Annotated in this window: 11 protein-coding genes; 7 read left to right on the forward strand and 4 right to left on the reverse strand. The window is 75.0% G+C overall.

The window, feature by feature from the left end; translation table 11 throughout:
* Nucleotides 1-4: 4 nt before the first annotated feature.
* From OG422_RS26015 to OG422_RS26025, 3 genes are all read right to left on the reverse strand, one after another.
* Nucleotides 5-4,654 (reverse strand): FtsK/SpoIIIE domain-containing protein, encoded by a 4,650-nt coding sequence (locus OG422_RS26015; RefSeq protein ID WP_405746171.1) that lies wholly within the window; start codon nucleotides 4,652-4,654, stop codon nucleotides 5-7.
* A gap of 87 nt (nucleotides 4,655-4,741) precedes the next feature.
* Nucleotides 4,742-6,079: a hypothetical protein gene (locus tag OG422_RS26020; protein ID WP_405746174.1), complete on the reverse strand. Its 1,338-nt coding sequence runs from the start codon at nucleotides 6,077-6,079 to the stop codon at nucleotides 4,742-4,744.
* Complete coding sequence (locus tag OG422_RS26025; protein ID WP_405746177.1) at nucleotides 6,076-6,837, reverse strand: sigma-70 family RNA polymerase sigma factor; 762 nt, start codon at nucleotides 6,835-6,837, stop codon at nucleotides 6,076-6,078. The genes OG422_RS26020 and OG422_RS26025 overlap by 4 nt, the downstream gene beginning before the upstream one ends.
* Nucleotides 6,838-7,532: 695 nt before the next feature.
* Here OG422_RS26025 and OG422_RS26030 point away from each other — a divergent pair.
* The 6 genes from OG422_RS26030 to OG422_RS26055 all read left to right on the forward strand — a co-directional run bounded on the left by OG422_RS26030 (nucleotide 7,533) and on the right by OG422_RS26055 (nucleotide 16,184).
* Nucleotides 7,533-8,366 carry a M55 family metallopeptidase gene (locus tag OG422_RS26030; protein WP_405746180.1) on the forward strand — a complete coding sequence of 278 codons (834 nt, stop codon included), beginning with the start codon at nucleotides 7,533-7,535 and terminating at the stop codon, nucleotides 8,364-8,366.
* Complete coding sequence (locus tag OG422_RS26035) at nucleotides 8,359-9,696, forward strand: M20/M25/M40 family metallo-hydrolase (RefSeq protein WP_143940080.1); 1,338 nt, start codon at nucleotides 8,359-8,361, stop codon at nucleotides 9,694-9,696. The genes OG422_RS26030 and OG422_RS26035 overlap by 8 nt, the downstream gene beginning before the upstream one ends.
* 114 nt (nucleotides 9,697-9,810) lie before the next feature.
* Complete coding sequence (locus OG422_RS26040; RefSeq protein WP_405746184.1) at nucleotides 9,811-11,826, forward strand: S9 family peptidase; 2,016 nt, start codon at nucleotides 9,811-9,813, stop codon at nucleotides 11,824-11,826.
* A gap of 262 nt (nucleotides 11,827-12,088) precedes the next feature.
* Complete coding sequence (locus OG422_RS26045; RefSeq protein WP_405747990.1) at nucleotides 12,089-13,876, forward strand: CocE/NonD family hydrolase; 1,788 nt, start codon at nucleotides 12,089-12,091, stop codon at nucleotides 13,874-13,876.
* Between the two features lie 282 nt (nucleotides 13,877-14,158).
* Entirely contained in the window at nucleotides 14,159-15,571 is a 1,413-nt protein-coding gene (locus tag OG422_RS26050) for a CoA transferase (protein ID WP_405746187.1), read from the forward strand.
* Between the two features lie 61 nt (nucleotides 15,572-15,632).
* A complete protein-coding gene (locus OG422_RS26055; RefSeq protein ID WP_405746191.1) occupies nucleotides 15,633-16,184 on the forward strand; it encodes a GNAT family N-acetyltransferase in 552 nt (183 codons plus the stop codon).
* Nucleotides 16,185-16,236: 52 nt separating this feature from the next.
* Here OG422_RS26055 and OG422_RS26060 read toward each other — a convergent pair whose 3' ends face one another.
* On the reverse strand, nucleotides 16,237-16,575 hold the full coding sequence (locus OG422_RS26060) for a DUF6204 family protein (RefSeq protein ID WP_405746193.1): 339 nt from the start codon (nucleotides 16,573-16,575) through the stop codon (nucleotides 16,237-16,239).
* A gap of 266 nt (nucleotides 16,576-16,841) precedes the next feature.
* On the opposite strand from OG422_RS26060, the gene OG422_RS26065 reads away from it, so the two are divergent.
* Nucleotides 16,842-17,765 carry an NADP-dependent oxidoreductase gene (locus OG422_RS26065; protein WP_405746196.1) on the forward strand — a complete coding sequence of 308 codons (924 nt, stop codon included), beginning with the start codon at nucleotides 16,842-16,844 and terminating at the stop codon, nucleotides 17,763-17,765.
* Nucleotides 17,766-17,803: the final 38 nt, after the last annotated feature.

Raw genomic sequence — 17,803 nt, forward strand, 5'->3', positions numbered from 1 at the left:
TGCGTCAGCTCTCCAGGACCGTCAGCGGCACCTGCACCGGCACCACGCTGCCGGACGGGCCCGCCGTCCAGGCGCGGCCCGCGTTCATCCGGGTCCGGATGTGCTCGGCGCTGATGCGCGCGCCGATGATGTCGCCGTCCCCGATCGCCCGCGCCCCGAGCAGCAGACCCCGCCGCGACCGGCGGACCATACCGATCCAGCCCATGGAGCTCATGCCTTCCGACGGGCCGCCGATCAAGATGCCCTGGTTGCGGTCCCGGCCCGACGAGGCGATCTGCCGCAGCACCTTGTCCGCACCGCAGCTGGAGAGCAGATCGCTGTCGTCGGCGACCACGACCACCGGCTTGTCGCCGACGGCGCGCAGCGCCTCGTTGAGGGTGTTCGCCGACGGGTCGGTGTCCGTGATGACCTGCGCCAGACCGTGGTCGGCGAGCTTGCGCAGCGGCGACTCGCGCGGGGCGAGCACCACCAGCGACGTACCGCCGGTGATCAGCGAGACGGACATCGCCGCGAGGGCGGTGGAGCGGCCCGACCCGGGCGGGCCGACGACCGCGAAGCTGCCGCCGCCGGAGAGGAAGTCGAAGCCCAGCGGCCGCACCTCGTCCCCGCCGATGCCCAGCAGCGCCCACATCGGGCGGCGCGACGTCTCCGGGACCTGCTCCATCGCCTCCTGGAAGCCGATGACCTTCGGCATCTCCGTCACCCGGAACGGACGGCGCTGCGCGGGCAGCGCGGCGTCCCGCTCGGTGGCCAGGCGCCCGATCTCCCGCAGCGCATCGGCCTGATCGGCACTGCCCCGGCCCGCCGCGCCGTCACCGGCGGTCGGCAACAGCGCGATCTGCGTCTCGACGGCCGCGGGGGTGTGCCAGCCGCGGCCCGGCGGGATGTGGCCCGGCACCCGGTTCGGCGACATCCCCGCGAGGTAGTAGTCGCCCTTGTCCGACTGGCGCAGCAGCAGCCGGAAGTCGTTGTGCGCGGAGAGCCGCCCGCCGAGCAGCCCGCGCTCGGACGACGCCACCAGGTGGATACCGGCCGCGGCGCCCTCCCGCAGCAGCCGCGTGACCTCCTCGAACAGCCGCCCGCCGTCGTACTCGTCGAGCATCTGGGAGATACCGTCCCAGCCGTCGATCAGCAGCATCAGATGAGCCGGGCGTTCGGCGGCCGGGAGGGCGGCGCGCAGCTCCGTCAGGCTCGCGCAGTCGTGCGCCGACATCTTCTCCTGACGCGTGGTCAGCTCACGGATGAGGCGGCCCAGCAGCCGCGCCAGCCGCTCGGTGTCGAACCGGGAGACCACCGCACCGCAGTGCGGCAGCGCCTCCAGCGCCGACAGACCGCCGCCCGCCGCGTCGATCGCGTACAGATGCAGATCGGCGGCGGACAGCGTGCGCGCCGCCGAACCGGCGAGGGTGCGCAGCACCTGCGTACGGCCCGAGCGCGGCGCGCCCACGACGTAGAGGTGGCCGAACGACGAGAAGTCCAGGCAGCAGACCCGGCGCTCCTGGAGGCTCGGCAGGTCGAGCAGCGCGTACGGCACGGCCGCGGGACGCCCCGGCGGGGTCGGCGGGGCCTCGGGCAGATCGTCGAGGGTGACGTCGTCCGGCAGCGCGGGCAGCCACGGGCTGGCCTGCTCGCTGTGGTCCTCCAGCGCGGCGGTCGCCTTCCGGATCGTCTCGACCAGCGCGAGCAGATCGGTCGCGGTCTCCGGGGCCGCGGCCTCCTCGGCCTCCTCGTCGTCGAACAGCTCCACCGGACGGCCCAGCCGGTTCCAGGACAGTTCCACCCCGCGGACGTTGCGGGCCGCGGCGGTGACCGCACCCGGCTGCGCGGGCGCGTCGTCCTCCCCGGGCTCCTGACCGGCGCGGGCGGCGCCCACCCAGGCGGTCTGGAACGGCGTCGGCGCATGGTCACCGCGGCGCACCAGGGCACGGCCCGGCGTCGCGGAGGAGATGCTCACCGCGTCGCCGGAGTCGATGATGTCCTGGCTCTCGCTCTTGTCGGTGACCCGCAGCGCGATCCGCAGATTGGTGTTGGCCTTGATGTCGGTGGAGACCGAACCGCCGGGCCGCTGCGTGGCGAGGATCAGATGCAGACCGAGCGAACGGCCGCGCTGCGCCAGGCTGATGAGGCCCGGGACGAAGTCCGGCACCTCGCGCACCAGCGTCGCGAACTCGTCGATGACGATCAGCAGCCGCGGCAGCGCGGGCAGCTCACGGTTGCGGGACCGCTTGGCGCGGTAGTCGGCGTGGTCCTTCGCCTCGACGTCCGCGAGCAGCTGCTCACGGCGGCGCAGCTCCGCGTCGAGCGAGGCCAGCGCCCGCTGCACGAGGTGGCCGTCGAGGTCGGTGACCATGCCGAGGGTGTGCGGCAGTTCGGCGCATTCGCGGAACGCGCTGCCGCCCTTGTAGTCGATGAGGACGAACGCCAGCTCGTCGGGCCGGTTGGCGGCGGCGAGCGAGGCGATCATCGTCTGGAGCAGTTCGGACTTGCCGGAGCCGGTGGTGCCCGCGACCAGACCGTGCGGCCCGTCGCGCACCAGGTCCAGGCGGAGCGGCCCGTCGTACCCGGCGCCCAGCACGAACGTCGTCGACGCCGGACGCTTCTGCCACGACCGCAGCAACGCCTCGACGCTCGGCGGCTCCTGGCCGATCAGCCCGAGCAGCTTGACACCGTCCGGCAGCCCCGAGTCGCCGTCGAGGGTGACGTCACGGACCGGGGCGAGCGCCCGGGCGACCTCCTCGCACCAGGCGGTGTCCACCAGATCCGCGCGGACGCCGCCGACCTTGGGTGAGCCGGTGGTGCGCACGGCGAGGTGGTTGCCGGTCGCGGTGATGACGGAGGTGCACTCCTCCGGCAGCAGCCGCTCCTGCTCGTCCACGCAGAGGCTGTAGATGTGCACCGGCGGCCCGGCCTTGAGGACCTGCACCATGCCCGGCACGTCCCGCAGCCGCCGCGCCCCGTCCGCGATGACCAGCACATCCGGTTCGTCCAGCAGGGTGCGGCCGAGCGCGGAGGCCGCGGCGGCGGTACGGGCCTGGATGTCGGCGACGAGTTCGTTGATGCGGTGCGCGGTGCTCTCGGGGTCGTTGCCGATCGCCACGACGCTGGTGCCGCGGCCGGTGTCCAGATGCGGCAGCCACCGCACCCACGACCAGGCTTCGGCGTTCTCGTCGCTGGTGAGGACCACGATGCGCAGATCGCGGGGGCTGTGCAGCACCGCGCTCTGCGCGACCGTCCAGGCGGCGACGGAGCGGGTGAGGGCGCCGGGCCCGGCCAGCCCGACGACGCCGAGGTCGGCCATCTCCAGGCCGTACGGCACATCGGCGAGCCGCCAGTGCACGGAGCGGTGGTTGGAGTCCCGCGCCTGGTCCTCGATGCGCCGCAGCGACGGGCGGGTCAGCGTGCCCAGCCGCACCGTGAGCCGGTCCGGGTCGCGGCGGCGCCGCTCCCAGAGGGAACCGGACGGGCCGGTGGCGGTCAGCAGCACCGTCGCCGGGTCGGGGAAGGTGGTGTTGCGCAGATGCCGTTCCTCGATGGCGGCCTCGCGCAGCTCCAGTTCGAGGGAGGCGCGGCGCAGCCGGTAGACGCGCAGCGACTCCTCGTACTGCTTGCGGCCGGTGCGGCGGCCGATGATCCAGTTGCTGACCGCCATCATCGGGCTGAAGAAGATGAAGATCATGAAGTAGAAGGACCGGAAGAGGCCCATCATGATCAGGCCCATCATCAGCGGCGCCAGCACGAACAGCAGCGGGAAGGCGCGCGGCCCGGGGCGCGACGGCGGGCCCTGCATCCGCATCGTCTCGGCGTCCAGATGCGGCGCGATCCGCGGCGGACGGTTGTACTCCACCGCCATACCGTCCGTCGACGGGTTCACCGCCGCGTCCGGCTGGAACGGCGCCGTCAGCCGCAGCAGATGCTCCCCCAGGGAGAGATCGGCGAAGGCCGGCCACTCCGCGGAACCGTCGCCCGGCGGCGGACGGTGGCCCGGGGGCCGCGGCGGCTCGGCCGGGGGCAGCCCGTCGGGGCCGGACGCGACCGAGTGGCCGCCGGTGCCGCCGTCGCGGGTCCCGGCCGGTTCCTCCGCCGTCAGCGGGGTGCCGGTCTCGGGGTCCACCGGCGGCGGGGGCGTCAGGCTGCGCAGCCCGCAGCTGTCCTCGTCGGCGTCCTCCGGCAGCAGGTACGACACCGCGCCGTCCGGGCCGACGGTGAGCCAGACGCCGTGGTCGGGGGCGCCGCCGCCGGACAGCCGCAGCGCGCAGCCGCGGGCGGTGCCGATCTCGTGGCTGCCCGCGCCGAGCCGCCAGACCCGGCCCGCGCCGGGCCCGCCGACGTGCCGGACCTCGACGAGAACGGGGTCGCCCGGCGCCGGGGCCCACGCCCGCGAAGGGGGATCGACGGCGCACGGCGCGCCCAGACCGAGGACGGCGCCGTCCCGGATCCCGGAGCCGCGCAGCGGCAGCGCACCGTCCAGCGCGCGGTCACCGAGGTAGACCTGCGGGGGCGGCGAGGGCGGCGAGGGCGGCGAGGGAGCATCGCCGGTGTCCGGCGGCGCCGGGGCCAGGGAGGCGGCCAGGTCGGCGACGGTCGCCTGCTCGGGCACATCGAGCAGATGGTCCGTCAGGCGTCCGGCGTCGGAGGTGGTGAGCGTCAGTTTCACGGGGGTCCCACTGATCGGTGCCGTCAAAGGCGCGGTACGGGGCGAGCGGCCGCCGGGCGGCGGCCGCTCGCGGTGCGGCGGGTCGGGTCAGGAACGCGCGGCGGGCCGGGCGGTGCCGCCGGGCGCTTCCTGCCCCCGGTCGACGGGCGCGGCCTGGCCGGGGAACCCGTCGGCGGCGTCCTGCGCGATGTCGTTCGCGGCGGCGCGCGCGGAGACGCCGGGCGCACCGGCGGCGCCGCTCCGGGCGGAGGCGCCCGGAGCCGACGGTTCCTCCGCCGTGGCGGCGCTCCTCGCGGTGGACACCGGGCGCCGCTCGGCGGGCGCCGGGGCGCGGCTGCCGACGGCCGCCGCCTCCGCGGCCGCGTCCTCGTCGAACAGCGCGTCCGGGTGGCCGTCGGCCATGCCCGCGGCGGGCGGCGGCGGCAGCACCGGCGGCAGGTCGGCCAGCACCCGGGACAGGGCCCGGCCCAGCGCGTTCGCCGAGGTCAGCAGCGAGGTACCGGCGAGCAGCAGCTGACCGTGGCGGTCTGTCAGCAGCCGCCGGGCGTGGCCGCGGGGGCGGCCCGGCACCACGAACCGCAGCCGGGGCGGGCCGCCGGGGCTGCGCCCGAAGTCGTCGGGCAGCGGATCGGGCAGCTCGGCGGCGGCGAGCACCGGTGCGATGCCGTGGCGCGGCTCCGTCTCCCGGGCGGCGCGGTACGCCTCACGGACCGGCGCGCCCGGATGCCGCGGGTGGACGCCCTCGGCGACGGTCACCAGGCCCTCCGGCAGTCGCGCGTCGAGCTGCGCGGTGAGCGCCCGCACCAGGGCGGGGGCGGTGCGGGCGTCGCCCTCCACCGCCGTGACGGCGGGCCCCGACGCCAGATCGAGGAAGGCGCAGCGGCCCTCCCCGACGCCGACCGCGACGAGCAGCGGCGGGCCGTCCTCCGCGGACGGCGCGACGGCGGGCAGGTCCTCGCGCCGCACCGCCCAGCGGCGCGGGTCCTCCGGGTCCGCGGACCACGGGGCGCCGGGCGCGTCCGTGGCGGTACCGGCGAACAGCACGGTGACGGTGGCGCCGTCGACCAGCGCCGCGTACGGCCGGGGAGCGCGGTCCGCGGCGGAGCCGGGCGCGGCCGCCTGCCGGGCGGCGGTCACGGCACGCTCGGCATCGCGCCAGGTGTGCGGGGACCTCAGATGGCGCACCAGCAGCCGCAGCGCCTTGCGGTGGGCGCGCAGCGCACGCAGCGGGGCACCGAAGGCGCGGGCGGTGGCGGCGGCCTCGCGGCGTACGGCGTCCTTGGACGCCTTCCAGCCACCGGCCCGCTGCACGGGGATCCGCAGCAGCAGGAAGAGCAGCAGGACCATCCCGAGCACGCCGAGAATGGTGAAGATGAGGTTCTGATGGGCGGCGATGAAGGCGAACGGATCGCCGGAACGGCTCATGCGGCGGCGCTTTCGGCGGGGGAGGGAAGGGGCGTCGCGGTCGTACGGTCGGCGGGGTGCGGGGGCGGCGCGTTCGTGGCGGTCCTCGGGGTCGTGTTCCGCAGCCGGGGGCGCGGGACGGTGGGCCTGGCGGGGGCGGCGGCGAGTTCACGCCGCATTGCGAGCAGAGCGTAGTGCGTACGGGACTTGACGGTGCCGCGCGGTATGCCCATGGCCCGCGCCGCCTCGGCGCCCGAGCGGTCCATCAGATGGACGTGGATGAGGGCGTCGCGGTGCTCGGGGGAGAGACGGCACAGCGCCTGGGTGATCACGCAGCGGTCCACGACGGCATCGGCCATGTCCGGGCCCGCGGGACGGGTCAGCGCCTCGACGGGCGCCGGGCCCACCGGAACGGCCCGCTCCCGGCGGTGCGCATCGACGGCGAGGTTGTGCGCCACGGTGAACAGCCAGGACCCGAGCCGGGGGCGGGGCCGCCCGGCGTCCGTGTGCCCCGATCCGTAGGGGGCTTCGGCGGCGCGGAGGTCTTCGTCGGCGAGGTCGAGGCGGTCGGCGGCGAGCCAGGCGCGCAGGAAGGTCTCCTGCACGATGTCCTCGGCGCGGTAGGGGTCACCGGAGGTCAGACGGGCGGCATAGCGCAGCAGGGCCGGGCGGTGCCGCTCCATCGCGCCGCGCAGCAGCGCGTCCGCGTCGGCGGGCGGGCGCACCCCGCCGGAGCGGCCGCCGTCTGCGCGAGGTGTGGACGGGTGAGCCGTTCGCACAGCGGGCACTCCTCCTCGGACAGGGCACGAACCGGGGACAGCTCTCTCGTGCCGTCGGTACGTGGCGTTTTCTCGGCGCGGGGCGCATGGGGTGAGGGGGTCCGCGGGGCTCCCCGGTCCCGGTCGGCCGCGAGCCGCTCCCGCCTCGGGCGGTCATCCCGGGAAGCGCGCCGGATACTTCGCGAGCTTGACGCAAAGTCCGGCCCGGCAACCTCAAGGAACCTTCTGAAACTTCTCACAGAATACGTGAAGTGTGCAGCCGTGATCCGTGCCGATCCGGCCGTCCCGAAGCGTCTTCGGCACGCTGACACGCTCCGGCCTGCGGTGCCGCCGGATGAACTCCGCTGTGTTCCTATGAAGTTCACCGCACCGTCCGTCACACCTGCGGCCGGTGGGCCGGTTCCACCCTGTGGCCGACAATCGCCCCTGGGCCGCCGGGCGTCCGTACACCGCGTACCGGTCGTACCGGTCGTACCGGTACGCCGTGCGCCCGTCGTACCGGTACGCCACGCGACGGCCGGTGGCGCCGCGGCGCGGCTCGCCGCCGCCGAACGGGGAGGGGAAGCGCAGGCCGGACGGTGAGGATGCTTGGATGGGCCGGTCGAACACGGGACCTGGCGGTGCCCCTTGGGGGAACGGTCACCGGGGACCGCGACGGGCACGGACCGTTCCGACCGGCGAGAGGGCGCAACCACATGAAGATCCTCATCAGCGCGGACATGGAGGGCGCCACCGGCGTCACCTGGCCCGCCGACGTGCTGCCGGGCACGCCCCAATGGGAGCGCTGCCGCCATATGTTCACCTCCGACGTCAACGCCGCGGCCGCCGGGTTCTTCGCCGGGGGCGCCGACGAGGTGCTGATCAACGAGGCGCACTGGTCGATGCGGAACCTCCTGCTGGAACAGCTCGACGAACGCGTCCAGATGCTCACCGGCCGCCACAAGTCCCTGAGCATGGTCGAGGGCGTCCAGCACGGCGACGTCGACGGCATCGCCTTCATCGGCTACCACACCGGCGCCGGGACCGAGGGCGTCCTCGCCCACACCTACCTCGCCAACTCCCTCACCGGCGTCTGGGTCAACGGCACCCGCGCCAGCGAGGGCTACCTCAACGCCCTCGTCGTCGCCGAGTACGGCGTCCCCGTCGTCCTGGTCACCGGCGACGACCGCACCTGCGCGGACGCCCGCGGCTACGCCCCCGAGGCCCGTACCGTCGCCGTCAAGGATTACGTCTCCCGCTACGCCGCCGTCTGTCGGCCCCCGGCCCGTACCGCCGCCGACATCCGCGACGCCGCCCGCGCCGCCACCGCCCTGGCGGTCCGCCACGAACCGGCGCGCGGCGGCCCGTTCCGCGTGGAGATGGAGTTCGACGCCGAGCACCTCGTCGGCGCCGCCTCCTGCGTCCCCGGTGTCGAACGCTGCGGGGAGCGCCGCGTCGCCTACACCAGCGACGACATGTACGAAGGGATCCGCTGCTTCAAGGCGGTCACCACCCTCGCCTCGTCCGCAGTGGAGGAGCAGTATGGCTGAGCAGCACGGACCCGTCGACGACAAGGCCCTCGACGAGGTCGTCCGGTTCACCTCGGATCTGATCCGCATCGACACCACCAACCACGGCGACGGCACCTGCCGGGAACGCCCGGCCGCCGAGTACGTCGCCGAAGCCCTCACCGAGGCCGGGCTCGAACCGACGCTGCTGGAGCGGACCGAGGGCCGCACCAACGTCGTCGCCCGCATCGAGGGCACCGACCCGTCGGCCGACGCCCTCCTCGTCCACGGCCACCTCGACGTCGTCCCCGCCGAGCCCGCCGACTGGACCGTCCACCCCTTCTCCGGCGAGGTCCGCGACGGCGTCGTCTGGGGCCGTGGCGCCATCGACATGAAGAACATGGACGCGATGGTGCTCGCCACCGTCCGCCGCTGGGCCCGCGACGGCGTCCGCCCCCGCCGCGACATCGTCCTCGCCTTCACCGCCGACGAGGAGGCCAGCGCCGAGGACGGCTCCGGCTTCCTCGCCGACCGGCACGCCGCGCTCTTCGAGGGCTGCACCGAGGGCATCAGCGAATCCGGCGCCTTCTCCTTCCACACCGACACCGGGCTCCACCTCTACCCCGTCGCCGCAGGTGAACGTGGTACCGCCTGGCTCAAGCTGACCGCCCACGGCCGCGCCGGACACGGTTCGAAGGTCAACCGCGCCAACGCCGTCACCCGCCTCGCCGCCGCCGTCACCCGCATCGGCGAGCACCGCTGGCCGGTCCGCCTCACCCCCACCGTCCGCGCCGCCCTGCGCGAACTCGCCGCCCTGCACGGCATCACCGACGCCGACCCCGACGCGCCGGACTTCGACGTCGACGCCCTCCTCGCCCGCCTCGGCACCGCCGCCGCGCTCGTCGAGCCGACCGTCCGCAACAGCGCCAACCCGACGATGCTGGACGCCGGTTACAAGGTCAATGTCATCCCCGGCAGCGCCGGAGCCCAGGTGGACGGCCGGGTCGTGCCCGGCGGCGAGGACGAGTTCCGCGCCACCCTGGACCGCCTCACCGGACCCGACGTCAGCTGGGAGATCGACCACGGCGAGGTCGCCCTCCAGGCACCCGTCGACTCACCGGCCTTCGCGGGCATGCGCGCCGCCCTGGAGCGCTTCGACCCGGACGCCCATGTCGTGCCGTACTGCATGTCCGGCGGCACCGACGCCAAGCAGTTCTCCCGGCTCGGCATCACCGGCTACGGCTTCTCCCCGCTCAAGCTCCCGCCGGGCTTCGACTACCAGGCGCTCTTCCACGGCGTCGACGAACGCGTCCCCGTCGACGCCCTGCACTTCGGCGTCCGCGTCCTGGACCACTTCCTGCTCCGCGCCTGACCGCCGCCGCGCGGCCGGTGCCCCGCCCGGGGACCGGCCGCGCGTCCGGGCGGTCCCGTCGTCCGCGCACCCCCCACGCCCCGGCCCCGCCGGTGAACAAGGAGGAAGACCCGCATGGTGACCACGGCCCCCTACGGCGCCTGGACGTCCCCGGTGGACGCCCGGACCGTCGCCGCCCACGACGGACGCCCCGCCTTCGTCGGGGTGATCGGCGACGAGGTCTGGTGGACCGCGCCGCGCCCCGCCGAGGGCGGCCGCCGGGCGCTCATCCGCCGCCGCGCCGACGGCACGGAGGAGTCCGTGCTCCCCGCGCCGTGGAACGTCCGCAGCCGCGTCCACGAGTACGGCGGCCAGCCCTGGGCCGGGACCGTCACCGACCGCGGACCGCTCGTCATCTTCAGCGACTTCGCCGACCAGCGCCTCTACGCCTACGCCCCCGACCACGACGCGGCGCCCCGCCCCCTCACCCCGCTCTCGCCGGCCGGCGACGGACTGCGCTGGGCCGACCCGGTGCTCGTCGGCGACGAGGTGTGGTGCGTCCTGGAGGAGTTCACCGGCGACGGGCCCACCGACGTCCGCCGTCTCGTCGCCGCCGTCCCCCTCGACGGCGCCGCCGCCGACGACCGCGCCGCCGTCCGCGAACTGGGCGACGACCGCCACCGCTTCGTCACCGGCCCCCGCCTCTCGCCCGACGGCCGCCACGCCGCCTGGCTCGCCTGGGACCATCCCCGGATGCCCTGGGACGGCACCCTCGTGATGCTCGCGGACACCACCGCCGACGGGGAGTTCACCGCCGTCCGCCCGATACTCGGCGACCTCGGGCCCGACGTGCCCGCGCCCGGGCAGCGCGGTGAGTCCGTCGCCCAGATCGAATGGGCCCCGGACGGCGCCCTGCTCTTCGTCTCGGACCGCGAGGGCTGGTGGGAGCTGTACCGCACCGAGGTCGCCGACGGCCGCGCCGCGGAGCCCCGGCGGCTGTGCGCCGCCCGCCGGGAGGAGTTCGGCGGCCCGCTGTGGAACGTCGGCTCGCGGTGGTTCCTGCCCCTGGAGAGCGGCACCCTCGCCACCCTCCACGGCCACGGCACCACCACACTCGGCATCCTCGACCCGGTCAGCGGCGACCTCGTCGACACCGCCGGACCCTGGACCGAGTGGGCATCGACCCTCGCCGTCCACGGCAGCCGCGTCATCGGCGTCGCCGCCGGGCCGCACACCGGATACGAGATCGTCGAACTGGACACCTGCACCGGCCGCGCCCGCGTCCTCGCCCACCACCACACCGACGCCGTCGACCCGGCCTACTACCCGCGGCCCGAGGCCCGCACCTTCACCGGCCCCGGCGGACGCGACGTCCACGCCCATCTCTATCCGCCGCACAACCCGGACCACACGGCGCCCGATGGGGAGTTGCCGCCGTACGTCGTCTGGGCCCACGGCGGTCCCACCGGCCACTCCCCGCTCGTCCTCGACCTGGAGATCGCCTACTTCACCTCCCGCGGCATCGGCGTCGCCGAGGTCAACTACGGCGGCTCCACGGGCTACGGCCGCGCCTACCGTGAACGGCTGCGCGGCCGGTGGGGCGTGGTCGACGTCGAGGACTGCGCGGCCGTCGCCGAGGCGCTGGCCGACGAGGGCACCGCCGACCGCGCCCGGCTCGCCATCCGCGGCGGCAGCGCCGGGGGCTGGACCACCGCCGCGTCCCTCACCTCCACCGACCTGTACGCGTGCGGCACCATCAGCTACCCGATCCTGGACCTCGCGGGCTGGGCGACCGGCGAGACGCACGACTTCGAATCGCAGTACCTGGAATCCCTCGTCGGACCCCTCGCGGAGGTCCCCGACCGCTACCGCGAGCGCTCGCCGCTGCACCGCGCCGACCACATCCGGGCACCGTTCCTGCTGCTCCAGGGCCTCGACGACGTCATCTGTCCGCCCGCGCAGTGCGACCGCTTCCTCGCCGAGGTCGCCGGGCGCGGCATCCCGCACGCCTACCTCGCCTTCGAGGGGGAGGGCCACGGCTTCCGCCGCGCCGACACCATGATCAGCGCCCTGGAGTGTGAACTCGCCCTCTACGCCCATGCGTTCGGCGTGGAGCGCCCGGATCTGACGCCGCTCGCCCTACGGCACTGAATCCGGCGACCGGGCCGCCCTGCACGGGGGAGCGGCCCGGCCCACCCGGCGGGACGCTGCGCAGGGGCGGGCGCGGGGCGCCTCGCGCACGCCCAGGTTTTCTCTGTTCCCGCCGTTGACACGCCAGTTGGGGATCACCGAGCATGAGCGCGCCGTTACCGACTGGTTGGTACGGCATGTCCATGTGGAGGTCCCCGTGCCCAGCGTCTTCCGCCCCGCGCACCGCCGCACCACCCGCCCCGCGCTCCGCACCGCCCTGACCGTGCTGACCGCCACGGCGCTTACCGCCCCGCTCGCCCTCGCCGCCCCGGCCACCGCCGCGTCCGCCGACCCGTACACCGCCACCGCGCTCAAGCTCACCGTCCGCGCGGGCGACCGCGACTGCACCGTGGACGCCGACCTCTACCGCCCGGCGGGCGTCGACGCGGCGCATCCGGCGCCCGCGGTGCTGACCACCAACGGCTTCGGCGGGAGCAAGTCCGACGGCTCGACCGCCGCGACGGCCAAGGCGTTCGCGTCCCGCGGCTATGTCGCCCTTGCCTACTCCGGGCTGGGCTTCGGCAAGTCCGGCTGCCCGATCTCGCTGGACGACCCGAAGACCGACGGCAAGGCGGCGAGTCAGCTCATCGACTTCCTCGCCGGGTCCCGCACCGCCGACGACGGCACCCGCGTCGACTACGTCACCAAGGACCGCACCGCGAAGGGCGCCGCCCCGGACCCGCGCGTCGGCATGATCGGCGGCTCCTACGGCGGCGCGATCCAGATGGCCACCGCCGCCGTCGACCACCGCGTCGACGCGCTCGTCCCCCTCATCACCTGGAACGACCTCGCGTACTCCCTCGACCCCAACAACGCGGGCCGCACCGACGGGGTGACCGGCCCGGTTCCCGGCGCATACAAGAAGGAGTGGACCAGCGGGTTCTTCCTGATAGGCGAGGCGCAGGGGCTGCTCAACCCGAGCTTGGACCCGTCCCGGCTCGGCGGCGCGGGCTGTCTGCACTTCGTCGCCGACGCCTGCCGCACCAAGCGGCTGCTGGACTCCGGCCGTTACCCCGCCGACCGCACCGCGGAGATGCTGACGTACGCGCGCAGCGTCTCCCCGGTCTCGTACCTGAAGTCGGTCAAGGCGCCGACCCTGCTCGTCCAGGGGGAGGCCGACACCCTCTTCAACCTCAACGAGGCGACCGCCACCTACCGGACGCTGAAGGGCCAGGGCACCGACGCCAAGATGATCTGGCAGTCCTGGGGCCACAGCGGCGGCATGGACAAGCCCGCGCCCGGCGAACTCGACCTGGGCAAGGGCAACCTGGAGACCAGCTACGTCGGCCGCCGCATCCTGGCGTGGTTCGACCGCTACCTGAACCACCGCACCGGTACGGACACCGGCCCGGCGTTCGCCTACTACCGCGACTGGGCCGCCGACGGCGACACGTACGGCACCGCGGACGCTTTCCCGACGGGCGGTGCGCGCACGCTCTACCTTTCGGGCGACGGCACGCTCGTCGACAGCCGCGCGAAGGTGGTCCGCGGCAGCCGCGAGTACCGCAACTGGCTGGTGCCCACCAGCCATTCGGAGAACTCCCTCGCCGGGGTGCTGGGCCTGCCCGACCGCGCGCCGTACGACACCCGGGGCACCGCCCTGGACTGGACGTCCGAGCCGGTCACCGGCGGTCCGCTGGACGTCGCGGGCATCCCCCGGGCGACGCTGAAGGTCGTCTCGCCCCGGACCGAGCGGACGCAGGGCAGCTCCGACGCCGCCGACCGGCTGGTGCTCTTCGCCAAGCTCTACGACGTCGCACCGGACGGCTCGCAGACGCTGGTGCACCGCCTGGTGGCGCCGGTGCGGGTACCGGACGTCACCCGGAAGTTCACCGTCCAGCTGCCGGGCATCGTCCACCGCTACGCCCCGGGGCACCGGCTGCGCTTCACCCTCGCGGCCAGCGACGGCGCGTACCACGGCAACCGCGGCGTCAAGCCGGTGACGGTCACCAGCGCGCCCGGCGACACCGGAGTCCTCGAACTCCCCGTCGTCCAGGGGAGCGTGCGGTAGCGGAGAGGGTGCATCCGAAGGCATCGCGCGCCGCCCTCCGCCGCCGACCGACGGCGCGGGGCGGCGCGCCCCTCGGAGCCGGGCGGGCGTGCGCTCCCCGGGCACGGCCACGACGGAGCGCCGCCCGGCCCGGCCCGGCCCCCGCACGGCAGCGGACCGGGACCGTTCCCCTCCGCCGCGCGCTGCTCCTGCCGTCCCACCCGCCCCACCACGGCTCCGGCACTCCGGATGGGGTCCGCCCCCGGCTACCCCTGGCCCGGCGCGCGGTGCCAGACTGCGCCCATGGGGCAACGACTCGGCGGGGAAACCGCGCAGGCATGGGCGGCGCTCGGCGGCGCCCCGGAGCTGACGGACCGGATCCGGTGCACCGGACCACCAGGGCTGCTGCCCGCCCGGCTGCCGGTGCGGGAACTGGCCCGCGCCACGGTCGCCAGCTGCGCACTCGCCGCTGCCGAACTCACCGCACGCCGCACCGGGCGCCCCGTCCCCGCCGTCCGTGTCGACGACGGCGCGGTGGCGACGGCCTTCGTCAGCGAACGCCGGCTGCGCATCGACGGCCGCGCCCCGTCCACCTTCGCCCCGCTCTCCCGCTTCTGGCGCACCGCCGATGGCTGGGTCCGCACCCACGCCAACTACCCGCATCACCGCGAGCGGTTGCTGCACGCCCTCGGCCTGCCCGCGACCGCCGACGCCGCCGATGTCGCCGCCGAGCTGGCCGGGCGGCGCGCCGAGGAGGTCCAGGAGACGGTGTACGCGGCGGGCGGGCTGGCGGTCGCCGCCCGCACGCCCCGGGAGTGGGCCGTCCACGGCCAGGGCGCGACCGTCGCCACCCACCCGCTCGTCACCCGCCAGCGCCTCGGCGCGAGCGCTCCGCCGCGCCGCCTGCCGCCGCTGGCGGGCGACCCGCTGCTGCCCGCCCGGGGACTGCGGGTCCTCGACCTGACCCGGGTCATCGCGGGCCCGGTCGCCACCCGGACGCTCGCGCTGCTCGGCGCCGACGTGCTGCGCATCGACGCGCCGCAGCTGGCGGAGAGCCAGGACGCGCACAACGACACCGGGTTCGGCAAGCGCTCCACCGCCCTCGACCTGGGCGCCCGCTCCGGCCGGGCCGCCTTCGAGGAGCTGCTGGCCGACGCGGACGTGGTGGTGACCGGCTACCGCCCAGGCTCCCTCGACCGCTTCGGCCTCGCCCCCGAGGCGCTGGCCGAACGCCGTCCGGGCCTGGTCCTCGCCCGCCTCTCCGCCTGGGGCGAGGACGGCCCCTGGGGCGGCCGCCGGGGCTTCGACAGCCTGGTCCAGGTGGCCACCGGCATCGCCGTCGTCGAGGCGGACGCCGACGGCACGCCCGGCGCCCTGCCCGCCCAGGCGCTCGACCACGGCACCGGCTATCTGCTGGCCGCGGCGGTACTGCGCTCCCTGACCGAACAGGCGGAGACCGGCGACGCGCAGCTCACCGCGCTCTCCCTGGCCCGCACCGCCCGCTGGCTGGTGCACGGCACGGCCCAGGACACCCCGCCGGGGCCCGCGGCCGACGGCACGTACGACCCCGACGGCCATCTGCGGAGCACCGACAGCCCGGTCGGACGGCTGCGGTACGCGGCCTCGCCGGTCGCGTTCGACGGCGGGCCCACGGACTGGGCCGCCCCGCCCGGCCGGTGCGGCGCGGACGCGCCCCGGTGGCGCCACGACGGCTGACCCGTCGCCACGGTAGGGACGGACCTGGCCGGACGCGCCCGCCGCTCCGTACGATCGGCCGATGACCGCTGACCACTACCTCGCGACGGGTCCCCGGGTGGGCATCCGTCACTTCACCCCGGACGACCGCGCGGAGTTCACCGCCCGGGCACGGGAGAGCGCCACACTGCACCGGCCGTGGCTCTACCCGCCGTCCGACGCCGACGCGTACGCCGGGTACGTCGCCAAGCTCCGCGAACCGGCGCGCGAGGGCTTCCTGATCTGCGAACGCGACGGCGGTTCGATCGCCGGATATCTGACGATCAACAACATCGTGCACGGCGCCTTCCGCTGCGGGGCGATCGGCTACGGCGGCTTCGTGCACGCCGCCGGACGCGGCCTGGTGAGCGAGGGGCTGCGGCTCGTCCTGCGGTACGCCTTCGACGTCCTCGGGCTGCACCGCCTGGAGGCCAACATCCAGCCCGGCAACGAACGCTCCCTCGCCCTGGTGAGCCGCGCGGGCTTCCGGCTGGAGGGCTTTTCGCCGGACTTCCTCCTCATCGACGGCGCCTGGCGCGATCACGAGCGCTGGGCGATCACCAGCGAGATGGTGCCGGAGGACGAGGCGGCCTGACGGGGCGGGGCCACAGGGGCAGGCCGGGGGCCCAGGGCGGGCCGAGGGCCCGTCAGCCGCGGCCCTTGCGGTTGATCTTCATCGTGTCCATGTCCGTGGCCTTGGCGCGGAGTCTGCGGTAGCCGTGCCCGGCGGCCCGCAGCGTCGCCTCCGCCTTCTCCTCGGCCAGCGCCGCGGCCATCTCCTCACCGTCCTCGGCGTCCGAGACGATGGTGTAGCGGTAACTGAACGACACCAGGGCGGCGTCGTAGACCAGCGACCCTTCGGGTGTGAAGCGCAGCTGTGCCATCCCGTGGTCGGCCACCTCCGCGAGGAGGGTGGCCCGGGATGCGTCCGACAGGCGGTCCCAGGTGCCGCGGACGATCACTCGGTAGGTGTGCTGCGTCGCCATCGGTCCGTCTTCCGTTCCGTACCACGCGGACCGCCGACCGCCCCGCTCTCCGTACCGCCCCGGCGCCGCCGGGAGGGCGCGGTCAGCGTAATCCGCACGGACCGTCACCGCGCGGGAATTTCCCGGTGGACGGGGGCATGGGGCGCGCGGGCGCCGGGCGCGGGCCGGAGCGGGTCCGGCCGTCCGTTGCGCGCCCGGCCGGAAATTCCCCCGAAGAGATCAGCGGGACGCGGAATCATCCTCGATGGTTACACGTTGTGACGGACATGAAGGCAATCATCACGAACAGCTACGGCGGGCCCGAGGTCCTCACGCTCGCCGACCGGCCCGACCCCAAGGTCGGCCCCGACTCCGTTCTCGTCCGCGTGCGCGCCGTCGGGGTCAACCCCGTCGACTGGAAGATCGTCGCCGGTGCGCTCGACCCGATGATGGACGCGTACTTCCCGCTGACCCCCGGCTGGGACGTGGCCGGTGTCGTGACGGGCGTCGGCGCCGACGCCACCGAATTCGCCGTCGGCGACGAGGTCATCGGCTATGTCCGCAAGGACGCCGTCCAGCACGGCACCTACGCCGAACTGGTCGCCGCGCCGGTGCGCACCCTCGCCCGGCGTCCGGCGGCGCTGAGCTGGCAGCAGGCGGCGGGGCTGCCGCTCGCCGGGCTGACCGCGTATCAGTCGATCCGCCGGGTCGGGCTGCGCCACGGCGAGACGGTGCTGGTGCACGCGGCGTCCGGCGGCGTCGGCTCGCTCGCCGTACAGATCGCCGTGGCGGAGGGCGCCCGCGTCATCGGCACCGCGGGCGAGCGCAACCACGCCTTCCTCCGCTCCCTGGGCGCCGAACCGGTCCTCTACGGTGCCGGACTCGGCGAGCGGGTACGGGAGTTGGCGCCCGATGGCGTGGACGCGGCGCTGGACTTCGTCGGCGGCGGTGTGGTGGCCGTCTCCCAGGAAGTCCTCAAGGACAGATCCCGGGTGGCGTCGATCGCCGACGGCGAGGTCACCGCCCTCGGCGGCCACATGGTGTGGGTACGGCCCGACAGCGCCGATCTCGCGGCCCTCGCCGCGCTCGCGGACGCCGGGCGGCTGGCGGTCCCGGTCGAGGCCACCTTCCCGCTCTCCGGGGCGGCCGACGCCTTCCGCCTCAGCCAGGGCGGCCATGTCCGCGGAAAGATCGTTCTGGAGGTGTCGTGAGGGGGTGAGCTGGAGGAGCAGGCCGACGGCGGGGCCCC

The organism is Streptomyces sp. NBC_01525 (genome assembly GCF_045040405.1).
In the GTDB taxonomy this organism is placed as follows: Bacteria; Actinomycetota; Actinomycetes; order Streptomycetales; family Streptomycetaceae; genus Streptomyces; species Streptomyces benahoarensis.

Excerpts from the sequence above, each read along its gene's own strand:
- OG422_RS26020 (WP_405746174.1), bottom strand. The coding sequence starts at position 6,079 with ATGAGCCGTTCCGGCGATCCGTTCGCCTTCATCGCCGCCCATCAGAAC.
- OG422_RS26030 (WP_405746180.1), top strand. The coding sequence starts at position 7,533 with ATGAAGATCCTCATCAGCGCGGACATGGAGGGCGCCACCGGCGTCACC.
- OG422_RS26035 (WP_143940080.1), top strand. The coding sequence starts at position 8,359 with ATGGCTGAGCAGCACGGACCCGTCGACGACAAGGCCCTCGACGAGGTC.
- OG422_RS26040 (WP_405746184.1), top strand. The coding sequence starts at position 9,811 with ATGGTGACCACGGCCCCCTACGGCGCCTGGACGTCCCCGGTGGACGCC.
- OG422_RS26050 (WP_405746187.1), top strand. The coding sequence starts at position 14,159 with ATGGGGCAACGACTCGGCGGGGAAACCGCGCAGGCATGGGCGGCGCTC.
- OG422_RS26055 (WP_405746191.1), top strand. The coding sequence starts at position 15,633 with ATGACCGCTGACCACTACCTCGCGACGGGTCCCCGGGTGGGCATCCGT.
- OG422_RS26060 (WP_405746193.1), bottom strand. The coding sequence starts at position 16,575 with ATGGCGACGCAGCACACCTACCGAGTGATCGTCCGCGGCACCTGGGAC.
- OG422_RS26065 (WP_405746196.1), top strand. The coding sequence starts at position 16,842 with ATGAAGGCAATCATCACGAACAGCTACGGCGGGCCCGAGGTCCTCACG.